Consider the following 18,917-nt stretch of genomic DNA (forward strand, 5'->3'; position numbering starts at 1 on the left):
CGCCCATTGCCGGTGAATACATCCACCGCACGGCGTTTGACATTGGCGAGAAGTACGGCAAGGACACCTTCCTGCTCATCAACCACTTTGGCACGGCCCGCGTGCCTGCGGCCTTTGCACTCAAGAGCCGGTTCGATGGGTTCTTTGAACGCCTGGGGATGCGCGGCTTTGTGGACCACGCCATCCAGGCCGTAACGCGCCTGCTGCCCAGCCACCTGCCCCGGCGCGTGCGCCAGTGGCGCGACCTGTACGAGCACCACCTGCTGGTGCGCGTATCGAACGACCAGGTGGAAGCCACACGCACCTTTCTGGCCGAGCACTTTGCCCCGGCACACACCGCTGGCGGCTGGTTTGAGTGCGATGCCGACGAGGGTCGCAAGGCCTTCCTGCACCGATTTGCCATCGCCGGCGCGGCCATCCGCTACCGCGAGGTGCACCGCAGCGAGGTCGAAGACATCGTGGCCCTGGACATCGCCCTGCGCCGCAACGACCGCGAATGGGTGGAGCAACTGCCGCAGGACGTGGAGCGCGATGTGGTGCACAAGCTCTACTACGGCCACTTCTTCTGCCATGTGTTCCACCAGGACTACATCGTGAAGAAGGGCGTGGACCCGCTGGCCATGGAGCACCGCATGTGGGAGCTGCTGGACGCGCGCCGCGCCGAATACCCCGCCGAGCACAACGTGGGCCACTTGTACGTAGCCAAGCCTGCGCTGGCGGGCTTCTACCAGTCGCTGGACCCGACCAACACCTTCAACCCCGGCATCGGCCACACCCCGCGCGGGCGCAACTGGCAGGAGTGCAACCACGCCAGCGGCGGCTGGCCCAAGGGGTACTCCGAAAACGCCTGAGCGCACGCAGCCCGGCTATGGTCCATCGGCCGCAGCCGGGCCAGCGGGGGGTGCAGGGTGCTTGATGGCGTTCTTCACCAGCTTGCGCTCCACCGCGTCGCGCAAGTCCACGCCGGTGTGGTCGGCCAGCTGCAGCAGGTAGAGCAGCACATCGGCCATCTCTTCGCCCACGCGTTCCTTCTGCGCGGGGTCGGCGGTAAACTGTTGCGATTCCTCAGGCGTGAGCCACTGGAACAGCTCCTGCAGCTCGGCCGCCTCCACCATCAGCGCCATGGCCAGGTTCTTGGGCGTGTGGTACGGCTGCCATTGCCGGGCAGCGGCAAAGGCGCGCAGGCGCTGCTGCAGGTCGGCCAGGTCCAGCGTCATGCGCCGCTCCCGGGTTGGCCCGCACGCCGCACAACACAAACGCTATTGATTTCATAGCTGCTTGCGCTGATCGATAAAGCGCTAGAGGCCGATTTAATGCTCATAGCGGCGTCACCGGTGCTTCGCCCGCCAGGTGGCGACGGGCGTTTTCCATGAAGCGGTCTACCGAGTTCTGCACCGCTTCGGGCGACCAGCCCGCCACATGGGGGGTGAGCACCACGTTGTCCAGGTCCAGCAGCTCGGCCGGGGGCGCAGGTTCGCTCTCGTACACGTCCAGCCCCGCTGCGGCAAGGCGGCCTTCGCGCAGCGCGGCGGCCAGGGCGGCGGTGTCGATCACGCTGCCGCGTGCAATGTTGACCACCACGCCGCGTGGCCCCAGCGCGTTCAGCACGGCGGCGTTGACCAGATGCCAGGTAGCAGCACCACCGGGCGTGGCGATGACGAGAAAGTCCGCCCACTCGGCCAGCGCCGCCACATCGGCAAAGTAGCGGTAAGGCACATCGGTGCGGGCGCTGCGGTTGTGGTAGCCCACCTCGATCTCAAAGCCCAGCGCGCGCTGCGCAATCTTCTTGCCGATGGTGCCCAGGCCAATGATGCCCAGGCGTTTGTGCGACACGTTGGGGGGCAGCGGCAGCGCCGTGCGCCACACACCGGCCCGCGTGGCCTTGTCCAGCGGCAGGATGCGGCGCTGCGCCGCAATCAGCAGGCCCCAGGTGTGGTCGGCCACACAGTCGTCGTTGGTGCCCGCACCGGTGGCCACCACGATGCCACGCGCCTTGGCGTGGTCCACCGCCACGTTTTCATAACCAGCACCCAGTACGCAGATCAGCGTGAGCGCCGGCAGCGCGTCGATCTGCGCGGGCGACAAGCCAATGGCGCCGATGGTGAGCACCAACCGCAAGCGCGGGCCATGCTGGGCAATCGCGGTCGCAGCCTGCGCCGTATCGGGCGCGTAGACAACTTCAAACACCTCGGCCATCTGGGCGCGGTGTTCTTCAGACAGGAAAGTGAGGGCAAGCAGGACAGGCTTCATACATCAAAACAGTTCATCAAAAACCAGCGCTGATGGCTGGATGAGGTTACGAGCTTGCGCCCAATTGTCTAGGGCAAAGCGCATGAAACCGGCGCACGCGAGGCGAGAGACGCCGAGCAAGGGCCGCCCCGCAGCGAGGGCGTCGTCCCCCTCAGGGGGAAGGCGCCGCAGGCGACTCAGGGGGGGCTTTCCTTTTGCAAGGCCCACATGCTGGCGTAGCGGCCGCCTTGGGCCAGCAGCTGCGCGTGCGTGCCGCGCTCAATGATGCGGCCCGCATCCATCACCAGAATCTCGTGCGCGTCCACCACCGTGGAGAGGCGGTGGGCAATCAGCAGCGTGGTGCGGTTGCGGGCAGCGCTTTGCAGCTCGGCCTGGATGGCGCGCTCGTTGGCCGAATCGAGTGCCGATGTGGCCTCGTCAAAAATCAGCACCGGCGGGTTTTTCAGCAGGGTGCGCGCAATGGCCACGCGCTGCTTTTCGCCCCCCGACAGCTTGAGGCCACGCTCGCCGACCATGGTGGCGTAACCCTTGGGCGTGGAGGCAATGAAATCGTGGATGCGCGCTGCGCGGGCCGCGTCCTCCACCTCGGCCTGGGTGGCGCCAGGGCGGCCGTAGGCGATGTTGTAGGCCACGGTGTCGTTGAACAACACGGTGTCCTGCGGCACGATGCCGACGCACGAGCGCAGGCTGGCCTGCGTCACGCTGCGGATTTCCTGCCCCGCCATGGTGATGCGGCCTTGCTGAATGTCGTAAAAGCGAAACAGCAGCCGCGCCAGCGTGGACTTGCCCGAGCCCGAGGGGCCGACCACCGCCACGGTTTTGCCCGCCGGAATCTCGAAGCTGATGCCCTTGAGGATGGGCCGCGCCGGGTCGTAGGCAAATTGCACGTCTTCAAAGCGCACCGTGGGCTGGGCCAGCCCCACCAGCGGCTGCGCGCCGGGGGCATCGGCCACCTCGCGCTCGCGGTCCATGAGGGTGAACATCTTGTCCAGGTCGGTCAGGCTCTGCTTGATCTCGCGGTAAATCACACCCAGAAAGCTCAGCGGAATGTAGAGCTGGATCATGAAGGCGTTGACCATGACCAGATCGCCCAGCGTCATGCGGCCATCGACAACGCCCTGCGTGGCGCGCCAGAGCATGGCCACCAGGCCCGTGGCAATGATGAGCTGCTGGCCCGTGTTGAGCAGCGAGAGCGAGCTTTGCGCCTTCAGGCGTGCGGCGCGCAGGCGCTGCAGGCTTTCGTCGTAGCGGCGGGCCTCGAAGCCTTCGTTGTTGAAATACTTGACGGTTTCGTAATTGAGCAGCGAATCCACCGCCTTGCTGTGCGCAGCCGAATCAAACTCGTTGGCCTCCCGACGAAACTTGGTGCGCCACTCGGTCAGCAGCACCGTGAAGGTGATGTAGCAGGCCAGCGCGGCCAGCGTGATCCAGGCAAACCAGGCGTCAAACTTGACCGCCAGCACCGTCAGCACCATGGCCACTTCGATCAGGGTGGCGCCAATGTTGAACAGTGTGAACGAGATCAGCGACTCGATGCCGCGCACGCCGCGCTCGATGTCGCGCGTCATGCCGCCGGTCTGGCGCTCCAGGTGAAAGCGCAGGCTTAAAGCGTGCAGGTGTTCAAAAGTTTGCAGCGCAATCGAGCGCGCCGCGCCCTGCGTGGCCTTGGAAAACACCAGTTCGCGCAGCTCGGTGAACAGCGAGGTGGACAGGCGCAAAAGCCCGTAGGCCAGCAGCAGCCCCGCCGGCACCACCAGCACGGCAACGGGGTCGCCGGGCTTGATCGTCATGGCATCGACCAGGTTTTTGAGCAGCACCGGCACGCCCACGTTGGCAACCTTGGCGCCCACCATGAACACGATGGCCAGCACAACGCGCCACTTGTATTGCCACAAATAGGGCAGAAGGCGGGAAAGCGTGGCCCAGTCAGAGCGCTTTTGCGCGGGATTGGTGGCAGAGGGGGGAGGAGAAGGCTCGCCGTGGTGGCGCATGAAGGACAATTCCGATAGTTGTTTTACCGAGATTGTGCCTATGACCGACCTGCCCATCCTTGCCGCGCCCGCGTTGCCCTCCAGCCATGAACTTGTTCTGAAGGTCATACCTATGCCTGCCGACAGCAACGCCAACGGCGACATCTTCGGCGGCTGGGTGATGGCGCAGGTCGATCTGGCCGGTTCGGTGCTGCCCGCGCGCTACATCAAGGGCCGCATGGCCACCGTGGCCGTGAACGAATTCATCTTCAAGCAACCGGTGCGGGTGGGAGACATCCTGTCGTTCTTCGCCGCCGTCACGCGCATTGGCCGCACATCCATCACGGTGGAAGTCGAGGTGTATGCCGAGCGGTTCTCGGACCAGGGCAAATACCTGAAAGTGACCGAAGCGCGCCTGACCTATGTGGCCATCGACGCCGATGGCCGGCCGCGCCCGGTGCCGGTGCATTCCTGAGCGCGTTGCGCCCAGGCCATGGGCGCAGGCTCAGCCCCGATCGGGCGCTTCGCTTCAGGCCAGCGCCACCGCAGGCACCGGCACCTCAACGGACCGCGCTGCGGCCGCCGGGCGGGCACTGGCGCTGGTGCCCACACCCACCGCGATTTCGCCCGACAACTGGCCGCCCTCTTCCACCACCAGCTTGCCATAGCGGATTTTCCCGCTGACCCGGCCGGTGCCAAAGATCACCAGCTTGTCGCGCACGGTGAGCGTGCCATTGAATTCACCACGGATTTCGGCGATGTCGATGTCGGCCGAACCACGAAACGCGCCCTGCTCGGCAATCTGGATGACCCGCGAGTCCATGGTGGCTTCCACCGTGCCTTCCACCACCAGGGTGTCGCAATCGGTGATCTCGACCCCCTTGAGCTTGATGTTGGGGCCCACAGTGAGCTTGCTGCCACTGTTTTCTGCTGGTGCCTTGGCCGCTGCTGCGGTCGCAGTGGCGGCGCTGGTGCTGGCGCTAGTGGGGGCCACACTGTTCACACTGCTGCTGGGGGTGACCGTTGTGTGGCGGGGCTGAAAAGTTTCGGGTTCGCGTTTGCCAAAAAAAGGGTTCTGCACGGCCATCGGATCTCCTTGAAAAGAAGGGATCGTAGGAGCGCGGGGGCATTTCAACCTGCCGTCTCACGCAAGTTCGGTAACCAAATCGTTCGATGGTTGCATGCACTTGCACCACTTGCATGGGCACACCCGCTGCGGCCGGTTCAGGACACGATGTAGGCTGCGGCGCCCGCCGACATGAGCACGCCGTCGGGCCCGAAAAACTCCATGCGCGTGGTGGCCACGCGCGAGCCCAGGCGCAGCACCTCGGCGCGCAGCTCGAAATGGCTGCCAATGCCAGGCCGCAGATAGTCCACGCGCAAGTCGATGGTGCCCAGCCGGGCAAAGCGGTGCAGGCGCTGCTCGGGCGTCTCGTCCATGTGGCGCGCGCCAATGGCAGCCATCACGGCCAGACCGCCCATGGCATCGAGCCCCGCGCTGATCACACCACCATGAATGCGGTTGTAGGCATAGTGCCCCACCAGCTCGGGCTTCATGTCGATGCGGGCCACCACACGCTCGGGCGCCAGGCTCACCACCTTCAGGCCCAGCACATGGTTGAAGACAATCTTTTCCTCAAAGATGGTTTTCACGCCGGCAATGAACTCCGGCTCAAACTCGACGGGGGGTATCACGGTTTTTGTCATGGGGTCCTTGGGGCAGCAGGTGCGCGGGGCTTGGCGCCCTCATGCACAATGCTACTTTATTAATAGCTATAAACCAATGCGCAATAAGCGCTTGACGCTATTTTCATTCACATCAACGCCCACGATCAGGCACCAGTGCACACGGCCTGAGGCAGCCCTCAGACCGCGCGGACTTCAGCAATTGCTGAAGTCAGGCTTGCGTTTCGCCATGAACGCGCCAAAGGCTTCGCGGGCTGCGGGCTCGCGCAGCATGCGACCAAAGCTGGCCCCTTCTTCGGCCATCACGGCTTGCACCTGCGGGGCCTGGCCCTTTTTCATGAGGCGTTTGGTTTCGATCAGTGCCGACAGCGGCTTGGCGGCCAGCTTGCGCGCCTGCGTCTGGGCCACGCCATTGCATTCGGTGGGCGGCACCACGCGGTTGACCAGGCCCACTTCCAAAGCGGCCTCGGCCATGAAGGGCTCGCCCAGCAGCAGGGCTTCGGCAGCGCGGTGGTAGCCCATCATTTGCGGCACCAGCAGGCTCGATGCGGCTTCGGGGCACAGGCCCAGGTTGACGAAGGGCATGGAGAACGCTGCGTTGTCGCCCGCATAGACCAGATCACAGTGGAACAGCATGGTGGTGCCAATGCCCACCGCCGGGCCGCACACCGCCGCAATCACCGGCTTGGGAAAAGCCGCCAGGCCGCGCAAGAAGCGGAACACGGGCGAATCCTGGGTAGCGGGCGGCTGCTGCAGAAAGTCGCCAATGTCGTTGCCGGCGCTGAAAACCGCCACATCGCCCTGGAACACCACCGCGCGCACGCTGGCGTCGGCTTCGGCGGCGGCCAGCGCATCGGCCATGGCGGCATACATGCGGGTCGTGATGGAGTTTTTCTTGTCCACGCGGTTGAAGGTGATGGTGGTCACGCCCGCTTCGGTGTGCACGAGGATGTCTTGGGTGGCTTCGGTCATGGTGGTCATTTTGTGAGGTCTGAGGGGGACGTGATGACAGGCAGGGCCTTGTTGCGGCAAGGTGGCCCGCCCTTCATTCCTTGTAATAAACGATCTGGTGGCTGGTGGCCAGCATGGTGCCCGCCTCGTTCCACAGCTGCACGGTCTGGTCAAAAAACCCGTTGCGAAACTCTTGCCCGCGCGCCTGCCCCAGCAGGTAGCCCATGCCGGTCTCCTGCAACTGTGCCGCACTCGCATGGAAATACACCGTGATCGACACGGTGCCCGCCGGCACCCGGTGCGCGCGGCGCAACCAGACGCGGGGAAAGAACACGTCGGCCAGCGCCGCCAGCGCGCAAAAATCGAGCGGGCGCGGGGGCGCATCGCGCATCCACAGCTGGGTCAGGCTGTGGTCGCCGCTGCCGTCCCAGGCGCGCGGCAGCGTCCCGGTGACGGGCCGCATCTCGTAGCGGCTGAGCCACTCCGAGCCAAACCCCGGGGGAATGGCGGGCAGATCGGCCGGCTGCGGCACGCCGGGCATGGGCACGTCGCCCGCGCTCCAGGTATCGCGGCGCACGGCCGTCACTGCGGTGGCCGTGGTGGTGACCACCTGGGCGCCCTCGGCGTCGGCCTGCAGGATCGACAGCGTCCAGTGTTGGGTAGAACGGTTGGTGCGCACCGGCGTTGCCTGCACCGTGAAAGGCCCGGCCACCAGGGCGCCCGCATAGTTGACGGTGAGCGACAGCGGATCACCCAGGCGCTGGGGGTGCTGCATCACGGCCTGCAGCAGCGTGGCCGCCGTCACCCCGCCAAAGGGGCCCACCATGTTCCAGTAACCGGGATGGGTCTGGCCCGTGTACTGGCCGGGCGACGAAGACGTCAGCGCAAGCGCCTCGTCCAATGGATGGATGGATGAAGTCATGCCGCAAGTGTGCCGTGAAATGGGGCGCTAAAGCGTCGTACCGGCGACTGGTGTGCCCACCACCGCACCGCCACCCAGCTGGGCCAGCGCCGCCACCGCGCGCGGCCACAGGCTCTGGCGGAACTGGTCGCGAAAAAACCCGAAATGCCCGATGTGCCGCACTTTGAGCTCTGCCGGGGAGATGCTCTCCACCCGGCGCTCGGTGTTGGCATACAGGTTGACGAGGTTGTGCGTGCCGCGCAGCGTCATCAGCTCATCGTCGGCCATCGACAAGGCCAGCACCGGAAACCGCACCGCGCCATAGCTCTGTGCCACGGCAGCCCCCTCGGCCCCCACGCTATAGGCCGGGTGCAGGCACCAGCGGCGCCACTGCAGGATCACCCCGGACGGCAGGTCGCCCACCTTCTTGAGCGCGCGCCCCGGAAAGTACCCGCACAGCCGCGTAGCCAGCGGCACCAGCACCCACCAGAAATACGGAACGACGCGCCGGAGCTTCGGCGCGTTGTCGCGCCAGTAGCCACTGCCTGCCGCCACGCTGAGCAGGCCATCGACCTGCCCGGGCTTCCTGAGCAGGCCCGGCAGTTGCGCGCCCAGGCTATGGCCCAGCAGGTACAAGGGCTGCATGGGCAGCGCGGCCTTGGCCGCAGAGATCACCGCCTCATAGTCCTGCGCCCAGTCAAACAGATCGGCCTTCACATCGCGCATGGCCCCGTGCAGCGAATCGCCATGGCCCCGGTAGTCAAACGTGGTGACCCGAAACCCCTGCTGCGCCATCCAGCGCGCAAAGGCCTCGTAAAACGACTGCCGCACGCCCATGGCCCCGCCAATGACGACACTGGCACGCGCAGCGCCCGCGGGCTCGTACACGCGCAGTGCCAGGACTACGGCGCCGTTCACCTGCAAGGTTTGCTTGTTCATGTCTGTCTCCTGGCTCAACACCGATCTGTGCCGGTTTGAAATGAAAACGCCTGCCACGCCCCGAAACAGGGCTTCGACAGGCTCAGTCGGAACGGTGGCGGAGGCAGCGCCCTGGCGTCGACAAGCTCAGCCCGAACAGTCGGGGGCGCACTGAGCTGCCAAACCCGACCTGCCTATCCCTGCTCATGCCCCCAAACCCCGCCCTCAAGGGCGTAGCGAGCGGGATGAGCTGCTAGGCGGAGGGAGCGGAGCCACCGGAACGTACTTGCGGTACGTGAGGATGGCGAGCACCGCCCAACGACGCAGATCGCCCGCTCGGTAGCCAGTCAACTCAAACAGATTCGAAGATGCCGGCGGCGCCTTGTCCCATCCCTACGCACATCGTCACCATGCCGTACTTGAGCTTGTTGCGCTTCAATGCATGCACCACCGTCGCCGACCGGATGGCACCGGTAGCCCCCAACGGATGCCCCAGCGCAATCGCGCCGCCCATCGGGTTGACCTTGGACGCATCCAGCCCCAGCGTGTTCATCACCGCCAGCGACTGCGCGGCAAACGCTTCGTTCAGCTCGAACCAGTCGATGTCCTGGTGCTTGAGGCCGGCATAGCGCAGCGCCGCAGGGATCGCCTCGATGGGGCCAATGCCCATGATGTGCGGTGGCACGCCCTTGGCGGCGTAGCTCACAAAACGCGCCAGCGGCGTGAGGCCAAAGCGCTTCACCGCCGATTCGCTGGCCAGGATCAGAGCCCCTGCGCCATCGCTGGTCTGCGAGCTGTTGCCCGCCGTGACAGAGCCGCGTGCCGCAAACACCGTGCGCAGCTTGGCCAGGCCTTCCAGCGACGTGTCGGCGCGCGCGCCTTCGTCCAGGCTCACGGTGCGGGTGCGGGCGATGGATTCGCCGGTTTCCAGGTTGGCCGTGCGGTCGGTCACTTCGATGGGCGTGATCTCGTCGGCAAAGTAACCGGCCTTTTGCGCGGCCAGGGCTTTCAGGTGCGACTGCAGCGCAAATTCGTCCTGCGCTTCGCGGCTGACCTTCCACTGCTGGGCCACCTTCTCGGCCGTGAGGCCCATGCCGTAGGCAATACCCACGTCGCCTTCGCGCTCAAAAATGGTGGGCGACAGGCTGGGCGAGTTGCCCATCATGGGCACCATGCTCATGCTTTCCACACCGGCGGCGATCATGACTTCGGCCTCGCCCACGCGGATGCGGTCGGCCGCCATCTGCACGGCCGACAGGCCCGATGCGCAAAAGCGGTTCACGGTGATGCCGCCCACGCTGGTGGGCAGGCCCGCCAGCACGGCGCCAATGCGCGCCACGTTCAGACCCTGCTGCGCCTCGGGGATGGCGCAGCCGCAAATGATGTCTTCAATCGCTGCGGGGTCGAGACCGGGCGCGGCTGCCAGCGCTGCCTTGAGCGTGGTGGCCAGCAGGTCATCGGGGCGCATGTTGCGAAAGAAGCCGCGGTGCGAGCGCCCGATGGGCGTGCGCGTAGCCGCGACGATGTAGGCTTCCTGGACTTGTTTGGCCATGGTGAAACTCCTTCAATTCTTGGCGGGGCGGCTGGATGGAACCCAGGCCCACGTAAATGCACATTCGACCGGCTCCACGCCGGTTTCGTCGGTCACGGTGACCTTGACTTGAACCTCGCCCTTGTCGCTGGCCTGCATGGCCGCACGCTGCTCTGCCGTGAGCGTGGCCACGGCCTTGAGCGCACCGGTGGCGCGCTTTTTGAACGCCATGCTCAACTCTTTGGCCAGCGGCAGACAGTCGTCGCGCACGTTCATGCCCACCGCCATGCCCGTGGCCGTTTCGGCCAGCAGGTTCATGGCCGAGGCATGCACGCTGCCGATGTGGTTGCGCACACGGTGCTCGTTGGCCAGGCGCACTTCCACCCGCTCGGGCGTCAGCGACACAAACTGCACCCCGGCCGTGCCGGTAAACGGCACGGCGCGGCGCAAGATGATGTTCTGCACAAAGCCCCGCATGAAAGCGGGGGCCTCGTCCAGGCGCATCAGCGAGCGCTGCAGTTTGTTGGGGGCGTGTTCGCTCATGCGGGCGGTCAGTTGCGTACGGGCTTGCCGGTGGACAACATGCCCAGGATGCGCTCTTGCGTCTTGGGGTGCTCGATGAGCGCGCAGAACGCCTTGCGCTCCAGTGCCATCAGGTATTCCTCGCTCACCAGCGTGCCCGCGTCCACGTCGCCGCCACACACCACGTTGGCAATCAGGCTGGCGATATGGAAGTCGTGCGCGCTGATGAAGCCGCCGTCGCGCATGTTGACCAGCGAGCCCTTGATGGTGGCAATGCCACTGCGGCCCGCCACCGGGAACAGGCGCTTGTGCGGGGCACGCCAGCCACCGTTGGCCATGGCCTTGGCTTCGTTGATGGCCACATACAGCAGCTCGTCCTTGTGCGGCACGATCACGTCGCTGTGCAGCACATAGCCCAGCTTGCGCGATTCCAGCGCGCTGGTGCCCACCTTGGCCATGGCGGCGGCGGTGAAGCCTTCGGTCAGGAAGGGCATCAGGTCTTTGCCTGTGGACGTCTCGGCATTCTCGGCCGCACGGCGCGCGATGTAGGTCAGGCCGCCAGCGCCGGGCACCAGGCCCACGCCAACCTCGACGAGGCCGATGTAGCTTTCCATGTGCACCACGCGGCGTGCCGAATGCACGGCCAGCTCGCACCCGCCGCCCAGCGCCATGCCACGGATGGCAGACACCACGGGCACATTGGCGTAGCGCAGGCGCAGCATGGTCTGCTGCATTTCTTGCTCTGCGCCCTCGACCGCGCTGACACCAGCAACCATGAAGGCGGGCAGCATGGCCTGCAGGTCGGCACCCACGCTGAAAGGCTCGTCACCCGACCAGATCACCACACCCTGGAAGTCCTTCTCGGCCATTTCCACGGCAAGGTTCAGGCCCTCGCACACGTCGGGGCTGATGGCGTGCATCTTGGTCTTGATGCTGGCAATCAGCACCTCGTCGTCCAGCGTCCACAGGCGGATGGCGTCGTCTTCGTGCAGCGTCTTGCCAGCGGTCTTGAAGTCGGGCAGCGACTCGCCCAGCAGTTTTTCAGGGAAATGCTGCCTGGTGTAGACGGGCAAAGCGCGACGCGCTATGAATTTGTTAGCAGAAGCGCTCCACGAACCCTGCGCGGTGTGCACGCCACCGGCCTCGGCCACGGGGCCCTTGAACACCCACTCGGGCAGCGGCGCGCGGCTCAATGCTTTGCCGGCGTCGATGTCTTCCTGGATCATCTTGGCGACGTCGAGCCAGCCGGCCTCCTGCCACAGCTCGAAGGGGCCCTGCTTCATGCCAAAGCCCCAGCGCAGGCACAAGTCCACGTCGCGCGCGTTGTCGGCAATGGTGCCCAGGTGCACAGCAGCATAGTGGAAGCTGTTGCGCAAAATGGCCCACAGGAACTGGCCTTGTGCGCCCTCGGCATTGCGCAAGAGCTTCAGGCGCTGGGCCGCGGGCTTCTTGAGCATGCGGCCGTACACCTCGTCGGCCTTCTGGCCGCCGGGCACGTATTCCTCAGCTTCAAGGTCAAAACGCAGCACGTCGCGGCCGACCTTTTTGTAGAAACCGGCCTTGGTCTTCTGACCCAGGTTGCCCAGCTCCAGCAGCTTTTTCAGCACGGCGGGCGTTTCAAAGCTGCCGTAGAACGGATCGCTTTGTTCGTTGAGGTTGTCCTGCAGCGTCTTGATGACGTGGGCCATGGTGTCCAGACCCACCACGTCGGCGGTGCGGAAGGTGCCGCTGCTGGCACGGCCGAGTTTCTTGCCCGTGAGGTCGTCCACCACGTCAAAGGTCAGGCCGAAATTCTCGACCTCCTTCATCGTGGCCAGCATGCCGGCAATGCCGACGCGGTTGGCGATGAAGTTGGGCGTGTCGTGCGCGCGCACCACACCCTTGCCCAGGCCGCTGGTCACAAAGGCTTCGAGCTGGTCGAGCACTTCGGGGGCGGTGGTGGGGGTGTTGATCAGCTCCACCAGCGTCATGTAACGGGGTGGGTTGAAGAAGTGGATGCCACAAAAGCGCGGCTTGATGCTCTCGGGCAGCGCCTCGGAGAGCTTGGTGATCGACAGGCCCGAGGTGTTGGACGCCACGATGGCGTGCGGTGCAACAAAGGGGGCGATCTTGGTGTACAGATCGAGCTTCCAGTCCATGCGCTCGGCGATGGCCTCGATGATGAGGTCACAGTCGCGCAGCTGCTCCAGATGCTCTTCGTAGTTGGCCTGCTGGATCAGCGCGGCGTCGTCGGCCACGCCCAGCGGCGCGGGCTTGAGCTTCTTGAGGTTGTCGATGGCGCGCGTGACGATGCCGTTCTTGGCACCTTCCTTGGCGGGCAGGTCGAACAGCACCACGGGCACCTTGACGTTGACCAGGTGCGCAGCAATCTGCGCGCCCATCACGCCTGCGCCGAGGACGGCGACTTTCTTCACTTGAAAACGAGCCGTAGCGCGAGTTTCGATAAATCGGGACATGTCTTTTGTTCCTTGTTGTGGCGTTGCCGCGCCGTGCGCGGGCAACGCAGTGGCCGTTACTGGACCCGGACCCAGGTCTGCGTGCGGCCGAATGGCCCGATGGAGCCGCGCACTTCGAGCTTTTTGCCACCCTCGACGGGTGTCATGCGCAGCGTGTAGTTGCGGCCGTTCTCGGGGTCGAGAATCTTGCCGCCCTCCCACACATCCTTGCCTTCGGCCTTTTTGGCGCCCCGGATGATTTCCATGCCCACGAGCGGCTTGTCCTTGCGGTCGTCGCTGCATTCCTTGCACAGGTCGTCGGGCTTGGCGTCTTTGGCCAGGCGCTTTTCGAGCACACCGGTCAGCGCACCTGCGTTATCGCGGATGCGGATTTCGGCCTTGGCCTCACCGGTCTTGTCGTCGATGTTGCGCCACAGACCCTCGGGTGTCATCTGGGCCCATGCAGGCACCGAAAACGCTACAATAACAATAGCTGCTACCGCTTTATACATAAGGGCTCCAGTACTAAAAGGCTTGAAATTCGTGCTGACGGGGATTCATCCGGCTTTGCATTCAACCGGATAACCAGCCGGGGCGCCGAAGGCCATGCGCTAGCACGGCGCGGCGCCCCAACGGCGTTACCCGTTTGACGGCAACACCGTATCAGGCCAGGGCCAGGTCGGTGTCCATGAGCACCTTGCTGCCGGCACGCGCCGTGCGCATGAGCGTAGCGGTCTCGGGGAACAGCTTGGCAAAGTAGAAACGTGCCGTCTGCAGCTTGGCGCCGTAGAACGGGTCGGTATTGCCGGCGGCGATTTCGCGCAGCGCGACCTGGGCCATGCGGGCAAACAAGTAGCCAAACACCAGGTGGCCTGCCACGCGCAGGTAGTCCACGGCAGCAGCGCCCACTTCGTCGGGGTTTTGCAGGCCCTTGAAACCGATTTCGGTGGTGAACTTGGTCATCTGGTCGCCCAGGTAGGCCACGGGGTTGATGAACTCGGCCATCTTTTCGTTCACGCCTTCTTCTTCCACCAGCTTGCCAATCAGCTTGCCCAGCTTTTTGAGCGTGGCGCCGTTGTTGCCCAGGATCTTGCGGCCCAGCAGATCGAGCGACTGCACGGTGTTCGTGCCTTCGTAGATCATGTTGATGCGGTTGTCGCGCACGTACTGCTCCATGCCCCATTCCTTGATGAAGCCATGGCCGCCGTAGACCTGCATGCAGGCGTTGGTGGCGGTGTGCCCGTTGTCGGTGATGAAGGCCTTGACGATGGGCGTGAGCAGCGCCACGAGTTCTTCGGATTCGGCGCGCACCTTTTCATCGGGGTGGCTGTGCACCTTGTCCAGCAGCAAAGTGCAGTAGATCTGCAGGGCGCGGGCGCCTTCGGCGTAGGCCTTGGCGGTGAGCAGCATCTTGCGCACGTCGGGGTGCACGATGATCGGGTCGGCGTCCTTGTCCTTGGCCTTGGTGCCCGACAGGCTGCGCATCTGGATGCGGTCCTTGGCGTAGACCAGCGCGTTCTGGTAGGCCACTTCGGTCAGTCCCAGCGACTGGTTGCCCACGCCCAGACGGGCGGCGTTCATCATCACGAACATGGCGGCCAGGCCCTTGTGCGGCTTGCCCACCAGGGTGCCGATGGCGCCGTCGATGGCGATCTGCGCCGTGGCGTTGCCGTGGATGCCCATCTTGTGCTCCAGGCCCGAGCAGTAGATGGGGTTGCGGTCACCCAAAGAGCCGTCGGCCTTGACATTGAACTTGGGCACGACGAACAGGCTGATGCCCTTGCTGCCCTTGGGCGCATCGGGCAGGCGGGCCAGCACCAGGTGCACGATGTTGGCGGCCATGGCGTGCTCGCCTGCAGAGATGAAGATCTTGTTGCCGGTGATCTTGTAGGTGCCATCGGCCAGGGGTTCGGCCTTGGTGCGCAACATGCCCAGATCGGTGCCGCAATGGGGTTCGGTCAGGCACATGGTGCCGGTCCACTCACCGCTGGTCAGCTTGGGCAGGTACAGGGCCTTTTGCTCGTCGGTGCCGTGCGCGTGCAGGGCTTCGTAGGCACCGTGGCTCAGGCCGGGGTACATGGTCCAGGCCTGGTTGGCCGAGTTCATCATTTCGTACAGGCACTGGTTCAGCACAAAGGGCAGGCCCTGGCCACCGTAGGCGGCGTCGCAGGAGAGCGCCGCCCAGCCACCTTCGACGAACTTGTCGTAGGCTTCCTTGAAACCCGTGGGGGTCTTGACCTCGTGGGTGACTTTGTCCAGCGTGCAGCCTTCTGTGTCGCCGCTGATGTTCAGCGGAAAGATCACTTCAGAGGCGAACTTGCCTGCCTCTTCGATCACGGCGTTGATCGTGTCCACATCCACCTCGGCATGCTGGGGCATGGCCTTGAACTCGTCGGTGACCTTGAAGACTTCGTGCATGACGAATTGCATGTCGCGCAGGGGCGGCGTGTAGGTAGGCATGGGGTTACTCCTTGTTGGTTTGGGTGGAAAGGGTGAGGGCCTTTGCCGCAGCCGGTTGGCTGCAGCGGGCCAGAATGTTGTTGAACCCCGTGATGGCCCGATCGATGGACCCGGGGGTTTGCAGAAAACGCGCTTCGTAGTGCAGTGCCAGGATGAGACCGTGGATTTCAAAAAGCATCTGCTCGGGGCTGACCTCGTCGCGCAGCTGGCCCAGTTCTTTGCAATGCTCGATGGCGCGCTTCATGGCGGCGTGCCAGGTCATGACCGAGCTGACCAGCGCATCGCGCACCAGGCCGGTGCGGTCGCCAAACTCGATGGCGCCGCTGATGTAGATGCAGCCCGAGTCGATTTCGATCGAGGTGCGCTTCATCCAGTTGTCAAACATGGCCCGCAAACGGGCGACGCCGCGCGGTGAGCTCATGGCCGGATAGAACACTTCCTGCTCGAACCGGTTGTGGTACTCACGGATGACCGAGATCTGCAGCTCTTCGCGCGAGCCAAAGTGGGCAAACACGCCCGACTTGCTCATCCCCGTGACATCGGCCAGCGCGCCAATCGACAGCCCTTCCAGCCCAATGTGCGTTGCCAGGCCCAGGGCGGCATCCACAATGACGGCCTTGGTTTGCGGGCCTTTTTGCAACGCGCGGCCCGTGCCGCTGGTAGCGCGCGGGATACGGGTGACTTGGCGAGATGGGGTAGGTGAAGGCATGCGCAAAAATAAAACGAACGTTCGTGCTATTTTGCAGTATTTTTGAACCGGTGCCCAAAGTCCCCCAAACAATTTGGGTCTTATCGCACCGGGCGTTGTTCGCACGCCACCGCCATGCTGCGGGCGGCCGGGCTGCTGGCGGCAGCGCCTTCAGTGCATCAGGGCTCTGGCGCCCTGATACCTCAGTTCAGCCTGACCGCCGTTTACCGCTCAGGCAAACCCGGCGCAAACAGTTCAAGCCGCATCGGGCCGGATCAACAACGCAAGACTAGCGTCCAGATATTCGGTTGGCAATCGCCGAAAACCCGAACGTGCGTAGCGCTGCAACCGGCCCTGCACAAAGGCCGTGAGCACACTGGCGGCCACCTGGGCATCCACCGTGGGCGTGGAGGAGCTTGCCGCGCCTGCTGCTGCGCGCAGGCACTGGCGCAGCGAGGATTCGATGCGCTCGAAAAACTGGTTCATGCGCTGCTGAAGGCGTTCGTGCTCCAGCACCAGCGCATCGCCCACCATCACGCGCACCAGGCCCGGATTGCGCTCACCAAACTGCAGCAGCAGCGCCACCACGCGCGCCGCCTGGTGGGCGCCGCCCTCGGCAGGTAGCGCTGCATCGACCGGGTCGCGCCCGACAATCTGCGTCACCCGCGTGAACACGGCCTGCTCGATGAAATCGATCAACCCCTCGAACATCTGGGCCTTGCTGGCGAAGTGGCGGTACAGGGCTGCCTCGCTTACCGACAGGCGCGCGGCCAGCGCCGCCGTGGTGATGCGCTCGGCCCCGGGCTGCTCCAGCATCTCGGCCAGTGTCTGCAGGATCTGCATGCGCCGCTCGCCGGGCTTGGGCCGCTTGCGCGCCACTGGGCTGTCGCCCACATCGGCAGTGGTGACTGGCTCGGGGATGGGCAAAAGTTCAGACATGCTGGAGGGGAGGAATGGAAACACTGATCCCAAGAAAACCGCACGGCCAAGGCTTGCTGGACGGGCAGTGAGCGCTTTTGGCGATCTTGGGCAGGGCGTAAATCATGTATGGAAATGATTCTCGCACAGCCCTTCGGCACCCCCGGCACGCGTCTGGCGCGCGTCTGACCCGGTGGCTCTGGTTCTGGCTCAGGCAACCGGCGGCTCGGGCGGGAACACCACCGCCACCACCAGCCCGCGACCCTGGCTGCCAGTTCCCAGCGTGAGTGCGGCGTGGTGCACGCGGGCAATTTCGTCGGCAATGGCCAGCCCCAGGCCAGTGCCCTCGCCCACCGTGCCGGGAACCCGATAAAAGCGCTGCGTCACGCGCCCGCGCTCAGCATCAGGGACACCGGGGCCATCGTCTTCGACCTGCAAAAAAACCCGGGGAGGGTTCATGGCGTTGCGCCGCACACCGCAGCGAATGGTGATCACCCCGCCAGCGGGCGTGTACTTGATGGCGTTGTCCACCAAATTGGAAAGCAGTTCACGCAGCAGCCAGCCATGACCGGTGACCCGCACCGACTGCACATCAAGCCCCAGGTCGAGCCCCTTGCCCGTGGCGGCATCCAGAAAGGTTTCGAGCAGGGATTCGCACAAATCCTTCAAATCCACACGCTGGGAAGGCTGGGCATCCAGGCTGCGCGCGTCGGCGCGCGACAGCGCCAGCAACTGGTGCGCCAGCTGCGAGGTGCGCCGGGTGGCGTTGCGCAGCTTTTCGATTTCATCGACTCCTAAAACAATAGCACCTTGCGCTTTCTGCTGTTGGGCTAGAGGGTGTTTTTTATCAAAATTCAGCGACAACGGCGCAGGCACCGAGGCGCGCGCCATCAGGGCCCATGCCTCCACCTGGGCCTGCAGGCCGGCCAGCGGCGTGCGCAACTGGTGGGCCGCATCGGCCACAAAGCGGCGCTGCCCCTCTGCCTGCGCGTTCACCAGGGCAAACAGGCGATTGAGCGAGTGCACCAAAGGGCGCACCTCGGAGGGCGATGCGGCTTCGTCAATCGGGCTCAGATCGCGGGGGGAGCGGCGCTCCACGGCATCCGCCAGGTCCACCAGCGGCTTGAAGGCCCGGCGCACCGCCCAGTGAATGGCCAGCCCCGCCGCCGTCACCAGCACCAGGTTGGGCAACAGCACCCGCATCAGCAACTGCTGCGCCCATTGCTGGCGGGGATCCGACCCATCGGCCAGCGCCACCACCAGCTCGCCGGCGCCCGTGCGCCCGCGCTGCACCGCCACCCGGTAGGTGACGCCGCCATACTCCATGCTGTGAAACTCAGGCGCCTGCGTGGTGGGCACGCCGCCATGCACCCAGCCTTCTCCCAGCAGCAGCCGGCCCGTGGTGTCGCGCACGCTGTAAGCCGCATAGCCCGCGTTCTGGCGCAGGAAATCTTCTACCGGCGGGGCCAGCAGCAGCAAGGGCGGTTCGCGGTCGAGGAAGGGCGGGGCCAGCACGGAATCGGCCAGGGCCGGCAGCAGGCGCAGCAGGCGCAGATCGTGCCGCCCTGCGGCTTCGTCCGCCGAGCGGTAGTCGAGCCAGACGCCGACCGTGGCCAGCGCCATCAGGGGTAGCACGAGCAGCATCAGCAGGCGGTTGCGCAGATCGGAGGTCATCGCGCGAAGTCGG

General features: G+C 65.0%; 18 protein-coding genes. 2 read left to right on the forward strand and 16 right to left on the reverse strand.

The annotated features are described in order from the left end of the window. On the forward strand, positions 1 to 851 hold an 851-nt coding region (gene dld / locus DTW89_RS04735; protein ID WP_114655096.1), incomplete at its 5' end, for a D-lactate dehydrogenase. A gap of 15 nt (positions 852 to 866) precedes the next feature. Here dld and DTW89_RS04740 read toward each other — a convergent pair. From DTW89_RS04740 to DTW89_RS04755, 3 genes are all read right to left on the reverse strand, one after another. Beyond that, on the reverse strand, positions 867 to 1,211 hold the full coding sequence (locus DTW89_RS04740; RefSeq protein ID WP_114655147.1) for a nucleotide pyrophosphohydrolase: 345 nt from the start codon (positions 1,209 to 1,211) through the stop codon (positions 867 to 869). A gap of 106 nt (positions 1,212 to 1,317) precedes the next feature. After that, positions 1,318 to 2,250, reverse strand: coding sequence for a 2-hydroxyacid dehydrogenase (locus DTW89_RS04745; RefSeq protein ID WP_114655097.1), 933 nt, complete (start codon positions 2,248 to 2,250; stop codon positions 1,318 to 1,320). Positions 2,251 to 2,426: 176 nt separating this feature from the next. Further along, complete coding sequence (locus DTW89_RS04755; protein WP_114655099.1) at positions 2,427 to 4,241, reverse strand: ABCB family ABC transporter ATP-binding protein/permease; 1,815 nt, start codon at positions 4,239 to 4,241, stop codon at positions 2,427 to 2,429. Between the two features lie 40 nt (positions 4,242 to 4,281). Between DTW89_RS04755 and DTW89_RS04760 the strand changes: the two genes are divergently transcribed. Continuing rightward, the gene (locus tag DTW89_RS04760) at positions 4,282 to 4,695 is read left to right on the forward strand and encodes an acyl-CoA thioesterase (protein ID WP_114655100.1); all 414 of its coding nucleotides are present in this window, start codon (positions 4,282 to 4,284) and stop codon (positions 4,693 to 4,695) included. A 54-nt stretch (positions 4,696 to 4,749) separates the two neighbouring features. Here DTW89_RS04760 and DTW89_RS04765 read toward each other — a convergent pair whose 3' ends face one another. The 13 genes from DTW89_RS04765 to DTW89_RS04825 form a co-directional block, all read right to left on the reverse strand. Further along, positions 4,750 to 5,307, reverse strand: coding sequence for a bactofilin family protein (locus tag DTW89_RS04765; RefSeq protein WP_024812998.1), 558 nt, complete (start codon positions 5,305 to 5,307; stop codon positions 4,750 to 4,752). 137 nt (positions 5,308 to 5,444) lie between these two features. Beyond that, positions 5,445 to 5,927, reverse strand: coding sequence for a thioesterase family protein (locus DTW89_RS04770; protein WP_024812999.1), 483 nt, complete (start codon positions 5,925 to 5,927; stop codon positions 5,445 to 5,447). A 174-nt stretch (positions 5,928 to 6,101) separates the two neighbouring features. After that, entirely contained in the window at positions 6,102 to 6,878 is a 777-nt protein-coding gene (locus DTW89_RS04775) for an enoyl-CoA hydratase (protein WP_024813000.1), read from the reverse strand. Positions 6,879 to 6,951: 73 nt separating this feature from the next. Further along, positions 6,952 to 7,779, reverse strand: coding sequence for an acyl-CoA thioesterase (locus DTW89_RS04780; RefSeq protein ID WP_024813001.1), 828 nt, complete (start codon positions 7,777 to 7,779; stop codon positions 6,952 to 6,954). A gap of 27 nt (positions 7,780 to 7,806) precedes the next feature. After that, positions 7,807 to 8,697 carry an alpha/beta hydrolase family protein gene (locus DTW89_RS04785; protein WP_114655148.1) on the reverse strand — a complete coding sequence of 297 codons (891 nt, stop codon included), beginning with the start codon at positions 8,695 to 8,697 and terminating at the stop codon, positions 7,807 to 7,809. Positions 8,698 to 9,028: 331 nt separating this feature from the next. Then, positions 9,029 to 10,228: an acetyl-CoA C-acyltransferase gene (locus DTW89_RS04790; RefSeq protein WP_024813003.1), complete on the reverse strand. Its 1,200-nt coding sequence runs from the start codon at positions 10,226 to 10,228 to the stop codon at positions 9,029 to 9,031. Positions 10,229 to 10,240: 12 nt separating this feature from the next. Continuing rightward, positions 10,241 to 10,750 carry a DUF4442 domain-containing protein gene (locus DTW89_RS04795; protein WP_024813004.1) on the reverse strand — a complete coding sequence of 170 codons (510 nt, stop codon included), beginning with the start codon at positions 10,748 to 10,750 and terminating at the stop codon, positions 10,241 to 10,243. An 8-nt stretch (positions 10,751 to 10,758) separates the two neighbouring features. Further along, entirely contained in the window at positions 10,759 to 13,185 is a 2,427-nt protein-coding gene (locus DTW89_RS04800; RefSeq protein WP_114655101.1) for a 3-hydroxyacyl-CoA dehydrogenase/enoyl-CoA hydratase family protein, read from the reverse strand. 56 nt (positions 13,186 to 13,241) lie between these two features. Then, positions 13,242 to 13,676, reverse strand: a complete 435-nt coding sequence (locus DTW89_RS04805) for a DUF2147 domain-containing protein (protein WP_114655102.1) — start codon at positions 13,674 to 13,676, stop codon at positions 13,242 to 13,244. A 151-nt stretch (positions 13,677 to 13,827) separates the two neighbouring features. After that, a complete protein-coding gene (locus DTW89_RS04810; protein ID WP_024813007.1) occupies positions 13,828 to 15,624 on the reverse strand; it encodes an acyl-CoA dehydrogenase C-terminal domain-containing protein in 1,797 nt (598 codons plus the stop codon). Positions 15,625 to 15,628: 4 nt separating this feature from the next. Then, positions 15,629 to 16,333: a TetR/AcrR family transcriptional regulator gene (locus DTW89_RS04815; protein ID WP_114655103.1), complete on the reverse strand. Its 705-nt coding sequence runs from the start codon at positions 16,331 to 16,333 to the stop codon at positions 15,629 to 15,631. Positions 16,334 to 16,567: 234 nt separating this feature from the next. Then, positions 16,568 to 17,251, reverse strand: coding sequence for a nucleoid occlusion factor SlmA (gene slmA / locus DTW89_RS04820; RefSeq protein WP_114655104.1), 684 nt, complete (start codon positions 17,249 to 17,251; stop codon positions 16,568 to 16,570). A gap of 189 nt (positions 17,252 to 17,440) precedes the next feature. Beyond that, on the reverse strand, positions 17,441 to 18,904 hold the full coding sequence (locus DTW89_RS04825) for a sensor histidine kinase (protein ID WP_114655105.1): 1,464 nt from the start codon (positions 18,902 to 18,904) through the stop codon (positions 17,441 to 17,443). Between the last annotated feature and the right edge of the window lie 13 nt (positions 18,905 to 18,917).

The organism is Acidovorax sp. BoFeN1 (assembly GCF_003345135.1).
Classification (GTDB): domain Bacteria; phylum Pseudomonadota; class Gammaproteobacteria; order Burkholderiales; family Burkholderiaceae_C; genus Acidovorax; species Acidovorax defluvii.

What these genes read in the sequence shown, in the direction of transcription:
- DTW89_RS04745 (WP_114655097.1), bottom strand. Translation starts at nt 2,250, where the DNA reads ATGAAGCCTGTCCTGCTTGCCCTCACTTTCCTGTCTGAAGAACACCGC.
- slmA (WP_114655104.1), bottom strand. Translation starts at nt 17,251, where the DNA reads ATGTCTGAACTTTTGCCCATCCCCGAGCCAGTCACCACTGCCGATGTG.
- DTW89_RS04790 (WP_024813003.1), bottom strand. Translation starts at nt 10,228, where the DNA reads ATGGCCAAACAAGTCCAGGAAGCCTACATCGTCGCGGCTACGCGCACG.
- DTW89_RS04755 (WP_114655099.1), bottom strand. Translation starts at nt 4,241, where the DNA reads ATGCGCCACCACGGCGAGCCTTCTCCTCCCCCCTCTGCCACCAATCCC.
- DTW89_RS04780 (WP_024813001.1), bottom strand. Translation starts at nt 7,779, where the DNA reads ATGACTTCATCCATCCATCCATTGGACGAGGCGCTTGCGCTGACGTCT.
- DTW89_RS04805 (WP_114655102.1), bottom strand. Translation starts at nt 13,676, where the DNA reads ATGTATAAAGCGGTAGCAGCTATTGTTATTGTAGCGTTTTCGGTGCCT.
- DTW89_RS04815 (WP_114655103.1), bottom strand. Translation starts at nt 16,333, where the DNA reads ATGCCTTCACCTACCCCATCTCGCCAAGTCACCCGTATCCCGCGCGCT.
- DTW89_RS04825 (WP_114655105.1), bottom strand. Translation starts at nt 18,904, where the DNA reads ATGACCTCCGATCTGCGCAACCGCCTGCTGATGCTGCTCGTGCTACCC.
- DTW89_RS04800 (WP_114655101.1), bottom strand. Translation starts at nt 13,185, where the DNA reads ATGTCCCGATTTATCGAAACTCGCGCTACGGCTCGTTTTCAAGTGAAG.
- DTW89_RS04770 (WP_024812999.1), bottom strand. Translation starts at nt 5,927, where the DNA reads ATGACAAAAACCGTGATACCCCCCGTCGAGTTTGAGCCGGAGTTCATT.
- DTW89_RS04775 (WP_024813000.1), bottom strand. Translation starts at nt 6,878, where the DNA reads ATGACCGAAGCCACCCAAGACATCCTCGTGCACACCGAAGCGGGCGTG.
- DTW89_RS04765 (WP_024812998.1), bottom strand. Translation starts at nt 5,307, where the DNA reads ATGGCCGTGCAGAACCCTTTTTTTGGCAAACGCGAACCCGAAACTTTT.
- DTW89_RS04810 (WP_024813007.1), bottom strand. Translation starts at nt 15,624, where the DNA reads ATGCCTACCTACACGCCGCCCCTGCGCGACATGCAATTCGTCATGCAC.
- DTW89_RS04760 (WP_114655100.1), top strand. Translation starts at nt 4,282, where the DNA reads ATGACCGACCTGCCCATCCTTGCCGCGCCCGCGTTGCCCTCCAGCCAT.
- DTW89_RS04785 (WP_114655148.1), bottom strand. Translation starts at nt 8,697, where the DNA reads ATGAACAAGCAAACCTTGCAGGTGAACGGCGCCGTAGTCCTGGCACTG.
- DTW89_RS04795 (WP_024813004.1), bottom strand. Translation starts at nt 10,750, where the DNA reads ATGAGCGAACACGCCCCCAACAAACTGCAGCGCTCGCTGATGCGCCTG.